Here is an 18,660-nt window from a genome sequence, read left to right as displayed (position 1 = left end):
TGGATCATGGTGATATGAATAAAAGCAGTAATGGTCAATCAGAAGATTGTTGTGACGTTGAATGTATTTGTCCTGCAAATGCTTGCTCATCTACGACAGTCCTAAATTCCAGTATTGATTCGACAGATATTCAAATATTCAGTGAATCTGTAGCTGCTCTGCAATCTAAACAACCTCATTCAATTTCCACTTCCCTTTATCGTCCACCAATTTTTGCCTAATACAGGATTAGTGCGTCCAAATTTCTCGCACATGTAATTAATTTTTCTGTTAGTCAATATAGCGTCGTAGCGCTATAGATATTTTCCAGCGATGTCTGGGGGCAAAAATGATCAATAAGTATTTAAAAATAGCAGTAGTAATGCTGCTTTCACCTGCGTTTGCAAACGCCAACGAACATAACCATGCAGACAATCACGACGTAACACCTTTGGAGTTAATCGTTTATAAAACCCCTACTTGTGGGTGTTGTAAAAAATGGATAACTCATATTGAAGACAAAGGGATCGTTGCGCATTCCAAAGATTTCCGAAACATCGGCAACATCAAAACTAAGTATGGTATCAAACCTAATTACCGTTCATGCCACACGGCAGTGAGTAGAAATGGATTTGCCTTTGAAGGTCATATACCTGCTAAATTTATTCAGCAGTTCTTATCAGAAGAACATCCCAATGCGATTGGGCTTTCAGTTCCAGCAATGCCAGTTGGCTCTCCCGGTATGGAAGTCGATGACCGCTTTATGCCATACAACGTGTTAATTCTATTTAAAGATGGAACGAGCAAAGTCTATGCAAAAGTTAAGACATACGAGGAGCAATTCTAATGAAATTGAACTCTTCAAACCTTACTTCACTTTCAACTGCATTAATACTCGGCTTATCTGTATTCTCAGCTCAAGCTGAGAAAGTAGTGTCGCTTGAACAAGCTATCACCTTAGCTCAGCAAAATGATCCTTGGCTTCATGGTAGCCGATTGAAACAAAGTGCAGTTGAAAATAGAAGTATTGCTTCAGGTACTTTGCCTGATCCGAAAGTATCGCTAGGGATAATGAATTTACCAACAGATACTTGGGATTTAGATCAGGAAGGAATGACTCAGCTAAAGGTTGGCGTCTCTCAAATGTTTCCGAGAGGCGACAGTCTAGAGATCAAGAAAGACCAGTTACAAATTGAGTCCACGAAATTTCCACTGTTACGAGAGGATCGTAAAGCTAAGTTGAAAAGCCAAGTGTCACAACTTTGGTTAGATGCTTACTTAGCCCAACAAACTATTAAATTGATTGAAGATGATTGGTCTCTCTTTGAGCAGATGGCAGAAGTGGCTAAAGCTAGCTATTCAAACGTTGTTGGTAAAACTAGACAGCAAGATGTTATTCGTGCTCAGTTGGAAATCGTGCAGTTAGATGACAGATTAACTTCGCAAAAGCAGAAACTAGAAACGACAATCGCTCGTCTCAATGAGTGGCTTCATATTTACGATGCGGATCGTTTGAATGAATCATTCAACTTTGACGCGCAACCATTAGAGTTTAGCGTCTCAAAAGAATTGCCTTCGATTCAATTGAATAATCCAACAGTCCTAAAAGCATCTAATTACTCAAGAAATCTATTGGCTCAGGAGCTTTCGAATCACCCAGCCATACTTGCGATTGATATAAAACGCAAAGCTTCAGAAAAAGGAATTGAGTTAGCCAAACAGCAATATGAGCCGCAATGGGGTGTTAATGCTAGTTATGCCTATCGCGACAATATGCCCTCTGGTGATAGCCGAGCTGATTTATTTTCTGTTGGGGTAACGTTTGATTTACCCTTGTTTACCGAGAACAGACAAGATAAGCAAGTTGCAGCTTCTATTGCAGATTCAGAGACTATTAAAACCGAGAAACTATTACTGACAAAGCAAATGATCAGTGTTTTAGAAAAAGAACTAAGACAGCTTAAACGCTTATCAGATAGACAATCTATCTATCAAGAACAACTCCTTAAACAAACTCATGACCAAGCAGAAGCGTCATTGACAGCCTACACAAATGATGATGGCGATTTTGCCGAAGTTGTTCGAGCAAGAATTGCCGAATTAAATACCAGAATATCAGCTTTAAGAATTGATGTTGACGCACTTAAAACAGTTGCTCGTATCAACTATTTCTTTGCGCATTCTCAATCTAACTCAAATGCTGAACATAAGTCGATGCAAACTTCACACAAAACTAATCAGCACTTATCCAGTCAGCAATTTGGAGAAAAATAATGTCAACGAATACAAAAACAATTATTGCCATCATCATTGGGGCAGCACTTGGTGCTGGAGCATTGAGTTTATATCAAGGTACTGGCTCAAACAGTAATAGTAATGAAGCAACATCAGGAGAAAAAAAGCCTCTGTATTGGGTTGCACCGATGGATTCTAATTACCGCCGGGACAAGCCCGGTAAGTCGCCTATGGGGATGGACCTAATTCCAGTGTATGAGGAAGGATCATCTGGTGATGACTTTGGCCCCGGAGCAGTAAAAATTGCGCCTCATGTAGTGAATAACCTTGGGGTTCGCACTGCACCTGTTGAACTGAAAAATATGCATACTGAAATCTCAACGGTAGGTTATGTTCAATATGATGAAGATAAGCTAATTCATATCCACCCACGGGTTGATGGCTGGATTGATAAACTTTACATCAAAGCAGCAGGTAACCCTGTAGAGAAAGGGCAGCCTCTTTATACACTATATTCTCCTCAGTTAGTTAATGCTCAGGAAGAGCTGTTAATAGCGTTAAAGCGCAACAATAGTTCTTTAATTTCAGCAGCCAAAGATCGCCTAAAAGCGTTACAGCTTTCAGCAGACTTTGTTCAAAAGCTAGAAAAGACACGAAAGGTTCAGCAAACAATTACCTTTTATTCACCACAAGCAGGTGTTGTCGATGGTTTGAAGGTTAGAGAAGGTTTTTATGTAAAGCCGGGAAACACCTTATTAAGCATTGGCCAGCTAGATCAAGTTTGGGTTGAAGCAGAAGTGTTTGAACGTGACGCAGCCTTAATTAAAAAAGGACTTCCTGTATCAATGACACTGGATTATTTACCCGGTGAGGACTGGGCTGGTGTCGTTGATTATGTTTATCCAACATTGAACAGTAAAACACGCACACTCCGAGTGAGATTGAAATTTGATAACACAGACTATCAATTAAAACCAAATATGTTTGCACAAGTCTCTATTCACGCTAATCAAGCTGATAGCACCATCCTCGTGCCTAAAGAAGCCGTTATTAGAACAGGTAAACAGGACAGAGTAGTACTTGCGTTAGGTGATGGGCAATTTAAATCTATTGAAGTGACTATTGGCCGGGTTGATATCGACAGCATCGAAATATTAGACGGCTTAAATGAAGATGACGTTGTGGTGACATCTGCCCAATTCTTGATTGATTCTGAATCAAGTAAAAGCTCTGACTTTAAACGAATGACTCATGATGAAGTGCCTAACTCTGTTTGGATGCAAGGGGATGTTAATAGTGTTATGGCAGGGCACCGCATGGTTAATATTTCACATGGCCCTGCTGAAGCTTGGGATTGGCCTGAAATGGTTATGGATTTTACTGTGGCTGAAAAAGTCGATATTGACTCATTAAAGTCAGGTCAATCTTTGCACTTTGAAGTGAGCAAAACCGAAGACGGTGGATATGAAATTACTGGAATTCATATCATGAGTGAGCCTGAAGTATCATCAGCAACAGTATCTGGTTTGATTAATGCGATTGATATTGATACACGGATTCTAAATATTAGCAGAGGCCCAATAGAGAAATGGGATAGACCTGCTGCGACGATGGATTTTATCGTCGCGGACAATATAGAAATGGTTGATTTCAATGTCGGTGATAATGTCACTTTCACTTTTGAGGTTAGAGATGACTTAGTTATCACTGACATTTCTCTTGAATCAGATGAACAACACGGCAAGGAAAATAAAGCTGCTGTTGATCATTCTAATCATTAAGTGGGAGAAAAATAATGATTGAATCAATTATTAGATGGTCTATCGGCAATCGTTTCTTTGTTTTGTTGATTACCTTAATTATCGCGTTTGGTGGTTTGTATTCATTACAAAAAACACCAGTAGATGCACTCCCCGATCTTTCTGATGTGCAGGTTATAATTAAGACGAGCTATCCGGGACAGGCACCACAAGTAGTGCAGGATCAAGTGACATTTCCTCTTACTACAGCGATGTTATCAGTGCCGGGGGCGCAAACTGTTCGTGGTTACTCATTTTTTGGTGATTCCTACGTCTACATTATTTTTGATGACGATACTGATTTGTATTGGGCTAGAAGCAGAGTACTTGAATACTTAAGCCAAGTAGCATCAAGCCTGCCTGATTCGGCAAAACCTCAATTAGGACCTGATGCAACAGGTGTGGGTTGGGTATACATTTACGCTTTAACAGATAAGTCTGGAAACCATGATCTAAGCCAATTAAGAAGCATTCAAGACTGGTTCTTAAAGTATGAACTACAAACTGTTCCGGGCGTGTCCGAAGTTGCCGCCGTTGGTGGTATGGTTAAGCAGTATCAAGTGCAAGTAGATCCTGATAAATTGAGAGCTTACGATATTCCTCTAAGTTTAATACAAATAGCCTTACAAAAAGGGAACAAAGAAACTGGCGCATCCGTTGTGGAAATGGCTGAAGCTGAATATATGGTTACCGCAACGGGGTATATTCAATCAGTTAGTGATATAGAGAAAATCCCACTTGGTATTAACGAACAAGGCACGCCATTGCGTATTGGTGATGTTGCTACCGTTAATTTAGGGCCTCAAATGCGCCGTGGTATCGCAGAGCTTAATGGTGAAGGCGAAGTTGTTGGTGGTGTTGTCGTTATGCGCTTTGGTGAAAACGCTCAACAAACCATAAACGGGGTAAAAGAAAAACTTGAATCGCTTAAATCTTCTCTACCAGAGGGGGTGGAGATTGTCCCTGTTTATGACAGATCGAAGTTAATAGATCGTGCTGTTGATAATCTTTGGAGCAAGTTGCTAGAGGAGCTTGCAGTCGTTGCTATTGTCTGTGTGGCTTTCCTATTTCATCTTCGCTCATCTATTGTGGCAGTTGTTACTCTGCCATTAGGTATCTTGGTGTCGTTCATTATCATGTATATGCAAGGCATCAATGCCAACATTATGTCTTTAGGCGGTATCGCTATTGCGATTGGTGCGATGACTGATGGTGCAATAGTGATGATTGAAAATATGCACAAGCATATGGAGAAAACACCACTAACAGATGAAAATCGCTGGCAAATTGTTGCTAAGGCTGCGAGTGAAGTAGGCCCTGCACTATTTTTTAGCTTACTGATCATTACAGTCTCATTCTTACCTGTATTTATCTTGGAAGCGCAAGAAGGAAGAATGTTCTCTCCGCTCGCCTATACAAAAACCTATGCAATGGCGGCATCAGCAGGTTTGGCGATCACATTGGTGCCTGTTTTGATGGGCTACTTTATTCGAGGCAAAGTTGTTTCTGAAAAGAAAAACCCGTTAAACCGATTATTGATTGCTATCTACATGCCTGTTTTAAAGCAAGTCATGAAGTTTCCAAAATCGACAATAGTAGCAGCAATATTAGTGACTATCGTTGGCTTTTGGCCTGTCGATAAAATTGGTAGTGAATTCATTCCGCCATTGGATGAAGGCGATCTCATGTATATGCCTACTACCTATCCCGGTATTTCAATTGGTAAAGCAAGGGAGTTATTGCAGCAAACAGACAAGCTTATTCGCACTGTGCCAGAAGTTGAAACTGTATTTGGTAAAGTAGGAAGAGCTGAAACTGCAACCGATCCTGCACCTTTAACCATGATTGAAACCTTTATTCAATTGAAGCCACGAGAGCAGTGGCGAGAGGGTGTGACTACTGAATCGTTAAAAGCTGAGTTTGATAAATTGGTTAAGTTTCCGGGCTTAACGAATGCTTGGGTTATGCCAATCAAGACCCGAATCGACATGTTAGCAACAGGCATAAAAACGCCTGTGGGTATTAAAGTCGCCGGACCAGAGCTTGATGTGATTCAGGAAATCGGCCAACAAATAGAGCAAATTTTACCCGAAGTTACAGGCACAGCATCAGTTTACTCAGAGCGAGTTGCAGGTGGACGATATATCAAGGTTGATATTTCACGCGATAAGGCAAGTCGCTTTGGGTTAAACATCGAAGATGTTCAACAAGTGGTTTCTACAGCTATTGGTGGTATGAACGTTACCCAAACGGTAGAAGGTCAAGAGCGTTACCCTGTTAACTTACGCTATCCGCAAGACTATCGAGACTCTCCTGAGCAGCTATCACGATTACCTGTTGTAACACCAAGTGGTCAACGCATTGCACTAGGTGATGTCGCAGATATTCGAGTTGAGAACGGTCCGCCGGGAATTAAGAGTGAAAATGCTCGTTTAAATGGCTGGACGTTTATCGATATAGACGGTGTTGACGTAGGTACTTATGTTGAAAGTGCAAAAATACACTTGGCTAATAATCTAAAACTACCAGCAGGTTATTCAATTACTTGGGCTGGGCAATACGAATATATGGAAAGAGCGAAAGAAAAGCTCACCTATGTATTGCCTTTAACACTCGCCATTATTGTTATTCTACTTTACTTAAACTTCAGAGCGTTTAGTGAGGTGGCTATCATTATCGTTACCTTGCCGATGGCGATGATTGGTGGCTTATGGTTGATGTATCTGGAAGGGTTTAACTTCTCTGTGGCTGTTGGCGTGGGCTTTATTGCTCTAGCTGGGGTAGCGGTTGAGATTGGTGTGATAATGTTGGTCTATCTCAATCAGGCACTTGCTGAGCTTAAGGAAAAAGCTGAAGAGCGAGCTGAACCTATCTCTGATGATGCATATCAAGATGCATTATTGCACGGTGCAGGCTTACGAGTTCGTCCAGTAATGATGACAGTTGCAACAATCATTATCGGCTTGATGCCCATTTTATATGGTACAGGAACAGGTTCGGAGATTATGAGTCGTATTGCTGCACCTATGGTAGGCGGAATGACAAGTGCTGTGCTACTCACTCTTATTGTGCTCCCAGTAATTTACTCAATCGTTAAAAAGCCAGAATTAAACGCCTTTAACAAGGAGCTTTCTAAGGCGGAGCTAAAAAGTAATGCTTAGCACGGCTAGAAAATATCACAAATGGCTAATGGCATTTGTCGGAATACAATTCCTCTTCTGGTCTATTACAGGCGTGTATATGGTGACTATGGATATTCACTATATACACGGCGAAACCTTGGCTAAGAGTGAGGAAGCCAAAATAGATTTAGCAAGTATGGATTACTCCATTGTAAAGCTAGCTGCGGATTATCCTAAAGCTAGCCAAGTTACACTTACTCAAAGTATGGGCCGTCCTTTGTATTCTTTTATTAATGGAGAAAATGGAAAAGTAGCAATAGATGCTAAAACTGGAGCTGTTCAGGCACTTGTAGATGAAATCAAGGCTAAAGAAATCGCACAATACCATTATGCGCTGAATCATCAAATCGACAGCGTAAGGTTGATTAAGTCAGCGACAAACTTGCCTGCTGAGTTGTCCCCAAGGCATTTACCTGTTTGGAGAGTGACGTTTGAGCAATTCTCCACACCGACATTTTATATAAGTCAACAAACAGGATCACTTGTTGCCAAGCGTCATGATTACTGGCGATTGTTTGATTGGATGTGGCGGTTCCACATTATGGATTACTATGATGGAGAAAACGTATCTAACTGGTTTTTGTTCTTGGTCGCAACTCTAGGTCTAATGGGAGCAATTACTGGCGCAGTATTGACTTATTACCGAGTGCTTTCCCCAAATAAAAAGGGAGTCATTTGATGCGACTATTTAAGTTAAATACAACGATACACAAGTGGCTTTCTTTATTTGTTGGTTTACAACTGCTTATTTGGTTGGGAACGGGCCTTTACTTCAATTTGATGGATCACAGTAAAGCCAGTGGTAATGAACTTAGAGTTCATTCTCATCATGAAGGTAGCATTACAGGCTTTGACCTATTCCCTATTAAAGACATTACTAGTAATGCTCCGCAGGAAGTAAACCTTATATGGGTTTTACATCAGCCTTACTATCATTTTGTGTTCGATAAGGGGCAGCATAGCTATCAAGAACGCCACTCAAAGCTATTTGATGCTGTAACAGGAAAGCCATTTAATTTGTCTGAAGAACAAGTACTAACTTTGGCAAAAAACTCCTACTCAGGACAGGGTAAGTTAACTACTCCAGTGTTATCTCAACCTCCGTTTTCTGATCACGTAAGGCAGCAAAATCCTATGTGGCAAGTTGCCGTTGAGGATGAGAACAATACAACTATTTATTTAGATAGTATTACAGGTCAAGTACTTCGCCATGCCAATGATGATTTCAGATTGAAAGATCTGATGATGAAGCTTCACTTTATGGACTATGGCAATTCTGGAGGATTTAACCATTGGTTGATCATTGCATTTGCTTTTGCAACGCTATTCCTTTCAATTACTGGTGTTACTTGGCTGATACAACAGTATCGAAGTGGTTTACTGAAGCTAGGTTGGGGCACTAACAGGCAAAAAGTGGCAGTGACGTTTTCCAATGAAAATACTATTACTGACATCTCAGCAGTTGGTCGCTCAACTGTACTAGAAGGGCTAGCTAGTTCACATGTATACCTTCCTTCAGGTTGCGGTGGTGGCGGTACTTGTGGCAAATGCGTGTTCTTAAGTTCAACTAAATTACCTATCACACTATCTGAACAGGAACATTTATCTCAGGAGCAACTTAAGGAAGGTTATCGGCTTGGATGTCAGCATAGGTTCTCTGAAATTAGTTCGATTGAAGTTAATACTGATCGCAATATTGAAAATCATGAGCTAGTTGTGGTTGCGACTAATTTCATTACTCCTTTTATCAAGGAAGTGAAATTTAAGCTGAAATCAGGCAAACAGTTGGCATTTAAAGCTGGTGCATATATGCAATTTGATGTGCCAGCAGGGATGAATAGCTTACGTCCAGATGATATGCCAGAGTGCTATGAAAAATACTGGGATAGCTACTATCATGGAAAATTTTCTCATAACGGTGTAACTCGCCACTACTCATTAGTTAACTTTGACGAGGAGTCTGATGAGTTAATGTTTAATATCCGTTGGCAGACCGCAAAGAATGGTTTTAAAGCAGGAATAGGTTCAAGTTATTTAGGTTCACTCCAAGTAGGTGAAACGATAACTGCAAAAGGCCCTTTTTCTGATTTTTATGCCACTTCAAATAAAAAAGTTAGTCGCGTGTTTATTGGTGCGGGTTCAGGACTTGCACCACTGAGGTCTATTATTTTTGAACAGTTGAAAAAGCATAAAGATAAAAGTGGTTTGACTCTTATCTATGGTGCGCGAACTGAAGATGACTTGCTATACCATAATGAATTGAAGTCACTGAGTGAGAAGCATAAAAACTTCTCTTATATTCCTACTCTTTCTAATCCTTCAGAAGAATGGCAAGGGCACTCAGGCTATGTTCAAAAAGTACTTCTGCCGTATATGAACCAAAAATCAGAACTGCTTTTGGCTGAGTTTTACTTGTGCGGTCCAGAAGCAATGATGAGTGAAGTGGAAAAAATAATTACAGATGCTGGGATTCCAAGTAATCAAATTTTCAAAGATAAATTTAGTCGTTAATCCATTAAATAAATAGAGGTATATATGAAAACATTAATTAAATTTTTAACCGTAATCAGTGTCGTTTTTAGTAGTGCGGTATTTGCGCATGTGCATCTTGAAAAAAGTGTGCCTGCTGATAATGCAATGCTAATGAATCCTCCAGAAGAGTTAACTTTGGTGTTCACCAAAGAGGTACGGGTTGTAAAAGTTTCATTGGCCAATAAACAAGGCGAAGAATTTAAATTTGGATTCGAGCCTTCTAAAGTCGCTACTAGCAAATTTACATGGAAACTACCTAAATTAGCTCCTGCAAACTATGCTGTGGATGTAACCTTCTTAGGTAACGATGGTCATAAAATGAAACATAGCTTCGGCTTTATGGTTCACTAAAATAGGCGGTGTGATTGATATGGAAATGTATATCTGGAATACAGTCATTGTACTGTCAAAAATTGTATTTTACGTCGGCTTTGCCTGTATTGCTGGTTATACATTTTTCAGGCAAATATTTGAGAATAATGAATCTCATACTAATGCTGTAATAGCGAATTTAACGTGGACAAGAACTTATATAGTTATGGCTTTGATCGCTAATATTACTTGGTTCTTTGCCAGTACTGGTGCAATGGCAGAAGAGGGAATTCAGGGGGCGATAGACGCTGATATATTGGCTATTATGTGGGACTCCTCTGTCGGCACTGGAGCTTTGCTTCGAGCGCTTGGGCTAGTTACCGCAATAATCGCTTTAGCTTTAAGGTTCAAACTCGCTGTGAACTCGTACTTAAAACAAAGCGCTTTAATGTTGAGTTTATTAATCCTTGCATACTCATTCACGTTACTGGGTCATATTTCTGAGTTAGGCACAATTGAAAAAGGCTTGCTTATTTTGCATGTGCTCGTTATGGCATGGTGGTTTGGGGCGTTATTGCCACTAAAACAGGCTTGCCATCAGCTAAGTTATGCAGAACTTCATTTGCTGATGGAAAGCTTTGGCAAACAAGCAAGTTTTACATTGAGCCTATTGTTGGTAGCAGGCCTCTGGCTCGTGATTCAATTGGTCGGAAGTCTTGATGCACTAATAAGCTCAAGTTACGGACAAACACTGTTGTTTAAATTGGCCCTTGTAGTGTCTATTTTGGCACTTGCTGCTAAACATAAACTAATACTCGTTCCACAACTTAAAAATAGTCAAGGCAGAGAGGCTTTATCTAAATCTATCTCGATAGAAATGGTAGTAGCTTTTGCCATTTTATCTGTAACGGCTGGGCTTACTAGTGTTGTTGGCCCTGCAAATTAAAACCTAAAAGAGAAAATGAAAATGAAAACAATAAATATCCTACTCGTTTTATTAATGACGTTTAGTTTCGCAGCAAACGCTCATGGTGATAAGAATAAAGACAAAGGATTGTTTAAAGGTGTAGATACACCAGCCGCAAAAGTTGTTTTGGCATTTCATCAAGCACTTGAAACTGGCAATCAAAAACAGGCTAGAGCGCAGTTAGCGGATGATGTCACCATTTTCGAGGGAGGCCGCGTTGAAAGGAGCGCTGATGAATATGCTCATCATCATATGTTGTCGGATATGAAGTATTTAGCAGCGATGAAGAGCGACACACTTGAACATCAAGTGACGATACTTGGAAATACAGCTATCTCTGCCTCGCGTAGTCAAACTAAAGGTACTTACAATGGTGAAGAACGTGATTATCAAGGGATGGAAACAATGGTTCTCGAAAAGCAAAACGGTGAATGGAAAATTAAGCACATTCATTGGTCACACTAATTTATTGGTCAAACCTCGGAGAGTAAAATGAGAATTAAAGATCCATTACATCAAATTTCTACACCGCGTAGACGCTTTGTACAAGGTTTAGCTGCTGGCGGTATATTAGCTGCTTTTCCAAGCATTCTTCATGCTGCTTCATCTTTAGTGGCTGGAACAATAACAGGTACTGTGCCCGAACTAAGTGGAGAAATAATAGATCTGGTGATAGATGAGTCACCCGTAAACTTCACAGGTGTTGTAAGAATGGCTACAACAATCAATGGCTCAATACCAGCTCCTACCTTGCGCCTCAGAGAAGGTGATGACGTTACTATCAGGGTAACTAATAAATTATCAGTGCCGAGTTCAATTCATTGGCATGGGATCATTCTTCCGTATCAAATGGATGGCGTACCGGGTATTAGCTTTAAAGGTATAATGCCGGGTGAAACCTTTGTTTATAAATTTAAGCTGCAACAAAGCGGCACATATTGGTATCACTCACACAGTGGCTTTCAAGAAATGACAGGTATGTACGGCGCATTAATTATTGAGCCAAGAGAAAAGGATATTATTAGTGCTGACAATGAGCATGTTATCCAATTGTCTGATTGGACTGATGATGACCCAATGGATTTGTTCCGCAAGTTAAAAGTACAGAGCGATGTATTTAACTTTAATCAACCTACTGTTCCAGAGTTTTTTGATGACATTTCAAATAGCAGCGTTTCAAATGCGCTACAACGCCGGGAAATGTGGAATAAAATGAGAATGAACCCTACAGATCTTGCAGACTTATCAGCATCTGCAATGACTTTTTTAATGAATGGTTGTGCGCCTTTGACAAACTGGCGTGGAATGTTTAAAGCTGGCGAAAAGGTTAGGCTTAGATTTATTAACGGTTCTAGCAATACGTTTTTTGATGTAAGAATACCTGAGCTGAAGTTAACAGTTGTACAAGCTGATGGACAAAATGTTGAACCTGTGACAGTAGATGAATTTAGATTTGGTCCCGGTGAAACTTATGATGTACTTGTCGAGCCAAAAAATGATGCATATACGATTTTTGCACAAAGCATGGATCGCTCAGGTTATGCTAAAGGTACTTTATCAATGGCACCTAATATTGATGCACCAGTACCTGCTCTAGATCCCGTTGAATGGTTAACGATGACAGATATGATGGGGAATATGGCCCAAGGTGGTGAGCATTCCGCGATGGCAGGTATGGCAGACATGTCGGGCATGAATTCTAATAAAATGGATCATAGTGCAATGGGTCATGGAGCGATGGCAATGGATCATAGTAAACATGGAATGACTAAAAACCCATTAGCTGTTGCTAGCACTAAAGTGCGTCATGCAAAAACAGAGTATGGAGCTTCTGTTGATATGCGTGTTGATATGCCTAGAACAAACCTTGATGATCCCGGTATAGGTTTACGTAAAAATGGACGCCGTGTTTTAACACTTGCAGATTTACATTCTCTTGAGGGAATTACAAACCAGCAAGAGCCAGAGGCTGAAATTGAATTACATTTAACTGGAAACATGGAGCGTTATAGCTGGTCATTTGATGGCTTGGAATTTGGAAAAAGCACGCCAGTTCACATGAAGCATAATCAACGTTTAAGAGTTATTTTACAAAACGATACAATGATGACACATCCCATGCACCTGCATGGTATGTGGAGCGATTTGGAGAATGAAAAAGGTGATGTACAGGTTCGTCGCCATACTATCCCTGTACAACCAGCGCAAAGAATTAGTTTTTTAACAACACCTCATGACGTAGGTCGCTGGGCATGGCATTGCCATTTATTATTCCACATGGATGCAGGTATGTTTAGAGAGGTAGTTGTATCATGAAAAAATTAATACTAACCAATACGTTAAGACTATTATTAATAGGTTTGCCCCTTATAAGTGTATCTGTATCTGCAAAAGATGAGATGACTGAGATGGGTGATTCTAAAATGCAAGCACAAGGTGGAGATGCACCTAAAGATGCTAGAGACCCCCATGCTTATGCAGCAGGTACAACTTTGACTGAAGGTCCTTATGCACTCAGTAGCGACAAACGACTGACTTTGGCAGATGAGCATTCATTTTACGCGCTACTAGGGGATCGTCTTGAATATAATGAGCAAACAAACGCAGGTGTTTTTGACTTTCAGGCATGGTATGGCACTACTTTTGATAGATTAGTCATCAAAACTGAAGGAGATTTTAGCGAAGGTAATTTAGAGGAGAACCAAACAGATTTTCTATGGGGCCACGCAATATCTGCTTATTGGGATACACAAGTCGGTATTCGACTTGATTACAATAACGAAGGTGAAAACCGCAAATGGCTAGCTTTTGGTTTACAAGGTCTAGCCCCCTACTGGTTTGAAATTGATATGACTGCGTATTTAGGAGAGCAAGGTAATAGTGCATTTTCGATCGAAGCTGAGTATGAGCTATTACTTACTCAAAAGTTAATTGTTCAACCACGAGCAGAGTTGACGCTTTACGGTAAGGATGACGTCCAAAATAACCTTGGTAGTGGCTTGTCTAGCAGTGCTATTGGTTTTCGGGTTCGTTATGAGTTTACCCGCCAGTTTGCTCCCTATGTTGGCGTTGAGTGGACAAATAAATTTGGTAATACAGCCGACTTTGCGAAGTTAAATGGGCAAAGTACTCGTGATACTGCTTTTGTTGCAGGTATCAAGTTCTGGCTCTGATATGAAGAAATACTATATTGACTTGATGAGAGCTACCGCAACTATATTGATGGTAGCTTTCGTTTTTTGGGGTTTAAACCATTTTAGTTATGTTAGGAAAGGCCTAGCTAATAGTTTTTTTGGAAAGAACTAAGAGCAGTAATAGTAAGCTACTTCTTGTTTTCAATCGGTGCCAGTCTGGTGTATACCTATCAAGGTGGAATATCAGCTAAGAAGTAAAGTTGGCGAATGGTTAAGGTTAAAGAGTCAAGGCAAAAAACATCGCCATTGAAAGACGTACAATAGGCCATTTTATCACTTTTGATGAACGGGAATTGGATGTGCCCGGGATAGAACCGATTGTTGCAAAGTACTGCGCTTAAAGCTGAACAATTGGAAAAATGATCCATTACTCAATACCTAGTTATGAGCGTAGGGTTTTTATTTCTTTTAATGGTGCTCATGCTTGGCTTCAATCTCATGAGTATAAATTAGACACCCCTTTTATACTTGTGAAGTTAAAGCTGTTTAAAAAAGTAAAAAGTAAAAAGTAAAAAGTAAAAAGTTTAGGTTTTAGTTCAAAGGTTGATCAAGATCATAAAATTATTTTTATAAAGTGGCTAATATTGTAGGTGATAAATAAGGAATTAAAATGTTTGGACTTTTCAAGTGGTTTAAAATAGTGGTAATTACTCTGTTGCTTACGCAGCATGGCTTTGCTATTGCTAAACCAATGAATTGTGAAGAACATCAAAATGGATCTTCCGACACGCATATTATACAACCAAGCAAAAATATGCATCATCAATCAATGAATGACAATAGTCACTATCACACTGAAAATTCGCAAGATTCTAAAAACCGTCATGGTGATGAAGACTGTGAAAAATGTAAAGCTGGTGATTGTGTTTGTTGTGAAGGCGGTTTTTGTACAAGCTTTCATTTAAATGCCTATCTTGTGGAAGCGCAAGACGAAGGTATTTGCAATATTCATTCTGAGCTAATTCTACAGCGTATACCCCTACCAAAATCTGGTATCCATCTCTTACTTTATCGTCCACCAATTATTGGCTAATCACGGGATCAGTGCGCCTTTTTTTCGCCAGTCCCATCAAAAATAAAACGATTTACTGATTGGTTTAAATTACCAACCGTTTTGAACAATTAGCACAATATTTTTTGGAGGCATGATGAACATGCTCAAACTATTGCTATTTACAGTACTTAATGCTGTCGATTTTGACCGAGATTTCTCTTTTACCAAAAAATTAGTTTTTAGCTTATTCACTAGAATTAGTACTTGACCTGTGTCTTAGACACAGGTCTAAGCTGAAGATGAGAGTACAAACTTAGCTAAAAAACTGAGGAGTGAATATGAAAGTTGCGGAGCTGGCAAAAAGCCTTGGAACGACTGCTGATACGGTGCGCTATTACACCAGATTAGGATTGTTAAAACCTGCTAAGTCAGTGAACGGCTACAAGTCATACTCGAATAAAGAAGTATCGAGACTTAAATTCATTTTAAGTGCCAGAAACCTTGGTTTTTCCGTTGCAGATATCAAGGAAATTATTAATGAATCTGAAGATGGTAAAAGTGCGTGCCCATTAGTCAGAAGCCTGATCAAAGAGCGGCTTGAAGAAACAGAAAAGCAGTTTCAAGCAATGTTGGCACTTCGAGGAAAAATGTCTTCTGCGCTTTCTCGATGGGAAGAAATGGAAGACAAAGCACCGACTGCAAACATGGTTTGTCATCTCATCGAAAACTTTGAGCAAATTAAAAAAGCATAGGAGGAAAAAGGGTGGCTACTAACACAAATATAAAAACTGAATCAGGCTGTTGCTGTCAGGCAAAAGCTCAATCCTCTTCGTGTAAAAGTAAGGAGAATACGTTGGAGAAAGTATCACATAACCAACAGCTTATCATTGAAGGTGCTGGGTGTGCTAGCTGTGTAGGCAAAATTGAAGGGGCGTTGAAGGCAACTCTTGGAGTCGTCAGTGCGGAAATGAATTTTGCTGATAGGACAGTAACAGTTTATGGGACAGCTAAAACAAAAGAGTTGATCAAAGCTGTTGAGTCAGTGGGGTATAACGCGAAGCCAATTGATGATAGCTCAGCAACAGATGCGCTTGATGAGAAAGAGGCTGCGGATTTTGCATATTACAAAAAGCTAATGCGCGATACGTTTATTGCCCTTTCACTCGGCGTTCCTTTGATGATCTACAGCATTGTAGTTGGAGAAATGACGGTTGAAACAAACCTTGAACGAATTTCTTGGTTGGTTGTAGGCATTTTAACTTTTGGTGTTATGTATTTTTCAGGCAAGCATTTCTATGTAGGAGCATGGAAGAGCTTCAAAAATCATTCAGCCAATATGGACACCCTAATTGCTTTAGGAACAGGCACGGCTTGGTTGTATTCGATGGTTGTCGTGTTTGCACCTGACGCTGTTCCATTGATGGCACGGCATGTTTATTTTGAAGCTACCGCCATGATCATTGGCTTAATTGATTTAGGTTTAGCATTAGAAATCAAAGCCAGAGGTAAAACCTCTGAGGCCATTAAACGTCTTATCGGCTTGCAAGCCAAAACAGCAACCGTGGTTCGTGACAACAAAGAAGTTCAGATAGGTATTGAGCAGGTTTTATTTAACGATATTGTGAAGGTAAAACCGGGTGAAAAAATTCCCGTCGATGGCGTGGTATTGGAAGGACACACCTCTATTGATGAGTCCATGCTGACAGGCGAACCTATGCCTGCTGAAAAAGCTGAAGAAGATGAGGTTGTCGCAGGTACTTTGAACAAATCAGGCATGATTTTATTTAGAGCCACACGCGTTGGTAAAGACACGGCGCTTGCACAGATCATCAATATGGTGAAACGAGCACAAAATTCGAAACCGCCGATTGGCCGTTTGGCCGATGTTATTTCAGCTTTTTTCGTACCTGTCGTGATGATCACCTCTGTGTTAAGTGCGCTAGCATGGCTTAACTTTGGACCTGAGCCAGCCATTGCTTTTGCCATCGTTTCAGCAACTACTGTGCTTATTATTGCCTGCCCGTGTGCTTTAGGCTTGGCAACACCCATGTCTGTCATGGTGGGAGTAGGAAAAGCAGCAGAAGCCGGAGTGCTTATTCGCAACGGTGAGGCACTGCAAACCGCCTCTAAAATCACTGCCATGATTTTAGATAAAACGGGCACTATTACTGAAGGGGCACCTAAGGTAACCGATATTATTTTAGCAAAAGCTACTGACGAAAAAGACGTACTACAGCTTGCAGCAAGTTTAGAAAGCGGCTCAGAGCATCCTTTAGCGCAAGCGATTGTTGAAAGTGCGTTAGATCAGGATATTGAGTTACTAAAAATTGAAGCCTTTAACGCCATTACGGGTTTTGGTGTAGAAGCAAGCTGCAACAACAAAGCCCTGCTTTTCGGAAACGATAAACTAATGAAGTTAAAAGGCATAGACCTCACAGGCTTTGTTGAACAAGCACAGTCTTTAGCCAAAGAAGCCAAAACACCTATGTACTTTGCTGTAGATGGTGAACTTGCAGCAATCATTGCTGTTGCAGATCCTATCAAGTCAGACTCAATCTCTGCTATCAAACGGCTTCATGCTAATGGTATACGCGTCATCATGTTAACGGGTGATAACAAGGAAACCGCTGCCGCCGTAGCTAAAAAAGTGGGTATTAGTGAGTTTCTTGCTGAAGTGCTGCCAGAAGATAAAGCCAACAAGGTGAAAGAGCTACAAGAAGGCGGCGAAATTGTTGGTATGACAGGAGATGGCATCAACGATGCTCCTGCGCTAGCGTTAGCCGATGTTGGCTTCGCCATAGGCACAGGGACTGATGTAGCTATCGAAAGTGCTGACATTACCCTAATGCGTGGTTCACTTCATGGCCTTGCTGATGCCATAGCGGTAAGCAAAGCTACTTTACGAAATATCAAACAAAACTTGTTTGGCGCGTTTGTCTATAACGTAGCCGGGATTCCTTTTGCTGCGGGGGTTCTATATCCCTTCTTTGGCATTCTGCTTAGCCCTGTAATTGCAGGTGCTGCAATGGCGTTTTCGTCATTGACTGTAGTGTCAAATGCAAATCGACTTCGCTTTTTTAAAGCAAAAGAGCATTAAGGAGAATCACAATGATGGTTATTAACTTATTAGGCTTAATGTTAATCGCGCTGATTGTTTGGTGGTTTTGGCTATATAAACCCAATAAAACAATCGTTCAAGGTAATGAAGTACTCATTGAAGTGAGGGATGGTGTGTATTCCCCATCCTCAATTCAGGTGTCTGCTAGCCAACCTGTCACTCTGAAGTTTATGCGCAAAGATCAATCCCCCTGCGCTGAAACAATGCTTATTCCTTCATTGGATATAAGCGAACAGCTTAAATTAAATGAAATTACTCAAATTACCCTATTGAACTTATCACCGGGAGAGCATGAGTTTCACTGTCAGATGCAAATGTATCGCGGTGTCTTAAAAGTCGTTTAGGAGG

General features: G+C 40.4%; 15 protein-coding genes and 1 pseudogene. All 16 read left to right on the top strand.

The window, feature by feature from the left end; all coding sequences use genetic code 11:
- Window positions 1–221 (top strand): annotated as a pseudogene (locus H5200_RS23765) (hypothetical protein); the annotation flags it as partial.
- Window positions 222–328: 107 nt separating this feature from the next.
- Entirely contained in the window at window positions 329–826 is a 498-nt protein-coding gene (locus H5200_RS06795) for a DUF411 domain-containing protein (RefSeq protein WP_036956660.1), read from the top strand.
- A complete protein-coding gene (locus H5200_RS06790; RefSeq protein WP_004589253.1) occupies window positions 826–2,253 on the top strand; it encodes a TolC family protein in 1,428 nt (475 codons plus the stop codon). The genes H5200_RS06795 and H5200_RS06790 overlap by 1 nt, the downstream gene beginning before the upstream one ends.
- The gene (locus H5200_RS06785) at window positions 2,253–3,995 is read left to right on the top strand and encodes an efflux RND transporter periplasmic adaptor subunit (RefSeq protein WP_004589254.1); all 1,743 of its coding nucleotides are present in this window, start codon (window positions 2,253–2,255) and stop codon (window positions 3,993–3,995) included. Before H5200_RS06790 ends, H5200_RS06785 begins: the two co-directional genes overlap by 1 nt.
- Before the next feature lie 14 nt (window positions 3,996–4,009).
- The gene (locus H5200_RS06780; RefSeq protein WP_004589255.1) at window positions 4,010–7,174 is read left to right on the top strand and encodes an efflux RND transporter permease subunit; all 3,165 of its coding nucleotides are present in this window, start codon (window positions 4,010–4,012) and stop codon (window positions 7,172–7,174) included.
- Between the two features lie 79 nt (window positions 7,175–7,253).
- Entirely contained in the window at window positions 7,254–7,874 is a 621-nt protein-coding gene (locus H5200_RS06775; protein WP_223230573.1) for a PepSY domain-containing protein, read from the top strand.
- Entirely contained in the window at window positions 7,874–9,706 is a 1,833-nt protein-coding gene (locus tag H5200_RS06770) for a 2Fe-2S iron-sulfur cluster-binding protein (RefSeq protein WP_024596190.1), read from the top strand. The genes H5200_RS06775 and H5200_RS06770 overlap by 1 nt, the downstream gene beginning before the upstream one ends.
- A gap of 24 nt (window positions 9,707–9,730) precedes the next feature.
- On the top strand, window positions 9,731–10,078 hold the full coding sequence (locus H5200_RS06765; RefSeq protein ID WP_004589258.1) for a copper resistance CopC family protein: 348 nt from the start codon (window positions 9,731–9,733) through the stop codon (window positions 10,076–10,078).
- A gap of 19 nt (window positions 10,079–10,097) precedes the next feature.
- Window positions 10,098–10,985, top strand: coding sequence for a copper resistance D family protein (locus H5200_RS06760; protein WP_024596191.1), 888 nt, complete (start codon window positions 10,098–10,100; stop codon window positions 10,983–10,985).
- Between the two features lie 15 nt (window positions 10,986–11,000).
- Window positions 11,001–11,471, top strand: coding sequence for a DUF4440 domain-containing protein (locus tag H5200_RS06755; protein ID WP_024596192.1), 471 nt, complete (start codon window positions 11,001–11,003; stop codon window positions 11,469–11,471).
- A gap of 27 nt (window positions 11,472–11,498) precedes the next feature.
- Window positions 11,499–13,322, top strand: a complete 1,824-nt coding sequence (locus tag H5200_RS06750; RefSeq protein WP_013465888.1) for a copper resistance system multicopper oxidase — start codon at window positions 11,499–11,501, stop codon at window positions 13,320–13,322.
- On the top strand, window positions 13,319–14,179 hold the full coding sequence (locus H5200_RS06745) for a copper resistance protein B (protein WP_004589262.1): 861 nt from the start codon (window positions 13,319–13,321) through the stop codon (window positions 14,177–14,179). The genes H5200_RS06750 and H5200_RS06745 overlap by 4 nt, the downstream gene beginning before the upstream one ends.
- A 631-nt stretch (window positions 14,180–14,810) precedes the next feature.
- Entirely contained in the window at window positions 14,811–15,233 is a 423-nt protein-coding gene (locus tag H5200_RS06740) for a hypothetical protein (RefSeq protein ID WP_010558026.1), read from the top strand.
- 299 nt (window positions 15,234–15,532) lie between these two features.
- Window positions 15,533–15,946 carry a MerR family transcriptional regulator gene (locus H5200_RS06735; protein ID WP_008467855.1) on the top strand — a complete coding sequence of 138 codons (414 nt, stop codon included), beginning with the start codon at window positions 15,533–15,535 and terminating at the stop codon, window positions 15,944–15,946.
- 101 nt (window positions 15,947–16,047) lie between these two features.
- Window positions 16,048–18,291, top strand: coding sequence for a heavy metal translocating P-type ATPase (locus H5200_RS06730; RefSeq protein ID WP_058155250.1), 2,244 nt, complete (start codon window positions 16,048–16,050; stop codon window positions 18,289–18,291).
- An 11-nt stretch (window positions 18,292–18,302) separates the two neighbouring features.
- Window positions 18,303–18,656, top strand: a complete 354-nt coding sequence (locus tag H5200_RS06725) for a cupredoxin domain-containing protein (protein WP_004589267.1) — start codon at window positions 18,303–18,305, stop codon at window positions 18,654–18,656.
- Window positions 18,657–18,660 lie beyond the last annotated feature (4 nt).

Origin of the sequence: Pseudoalteromonas sp. SG43-7 (genome assembly GCF_014164295.1) — a bacterium.
Lineage (GTDB): Bacteria > Pseudomonadota > Gammaproteobacteria > Enterobacterales > Alteromonadaceae > Pseudoalteromonas > Pseudoalteromonas rhizosphaerae.
Note: the sequence above shows the minus strand (reverse complement) of the source record. Positions and strands in the feature narration are given on the sequence as shown.

Bases quoted from the DNA above. Each gene is read 5' to 3' on its own strand.
- H5200_RS06755 (WP_024596192.1), top strand. From the start codon at position 11,001: ATGAAAATGAAAACAATAAATATCCTACTCGTTTTATTAATGACGTTT.
- H5200_RS06790 (WP_004589253.1), top strand. From the start codon at position 826: ATGAAATTGAACTCTTCAAACCTTACTTCACTTTCAACTGCATTAATA.
- H5200_RS06770 (WP_024596190.1), top strand. From the start codon at position 7,874: ATGCGACTATTTAAGTTAAATACAACGATACACAAGTGGCTTTCTTTA.
- H5200_RS06735 (WP_008467855.1), top strand. From the start codon at position 15,533: ATGAAAGTTGCGGAGCTGGCAAAAAGCCTTGGAACGACTGCTGATACG.
- H5200_RS06785 (WP_004589254.1), top strand. From the start codon at position 2,253: ATGTCAACGAATACAAAAACAATTATTGCCATCATCATTGGGGCAGCA.
- H5200_RS06725 (WP_004589267.1), top strand. From the start codon at position 18,303: ATGATGGTTATTAACTTATTAGGCTTAATGTTAATCGCGCTGATTGTT.
- H5200_RS06750 (WP_013465888.1), top strand. From the start codon at position 11,499: ATGAGAATTAAAGATCCATTACATCAAATTTCTACACCGCGTAGACGC.
- H5200_RS06775 (WP_223230573.1), top strand. From the start codon at position 7,254: ATGGTGACTATGGATATTCACTATATACACGGCGAAACCTTGGCTAAG.
- H5200_RS06765 (WP_004589258.1), top strand. From the start codon at position 9,731: ATGAAAACATTAATTAAATTTTTAACCGTAATCAGTGTCGTTTTTAGT.
- H5200_RS06745 (WP_004589262.1), top strand. From the start codon at position 13,319: ATGAAAAAATTAATACTAACCAATACGTTAAGACTATTATTAATAGGT.
- H5200_RS06780 (WP_004589255.1), top strand. From the start codon at position 4,010: ATGATTGAATCAATTATTAGATGGTCTATCGGCAATCGTTTCTTTGTT.
- H5200_RS06795 (WP_036956660.1), top strand. From the start codon at position 329: ATGATCAATAAGTATTTAAAAATAGCAGTAGTAATGCTGCTTTCACCT.
- H5200_RS06760 (WP_024596191.1), top strand. From the start codon at position 10,098: ATGGAAATGTATATCTGGAATACAGTCATTGTACTGTCAAAAATTGTA.
- H5200_RS06740 (WP_010558026.1), top strand. From the start codon at position 14,811: ATGTTTGGACTTTTCAAGTGGTTTAAAATAGTGGTAATTACTCTGTTG.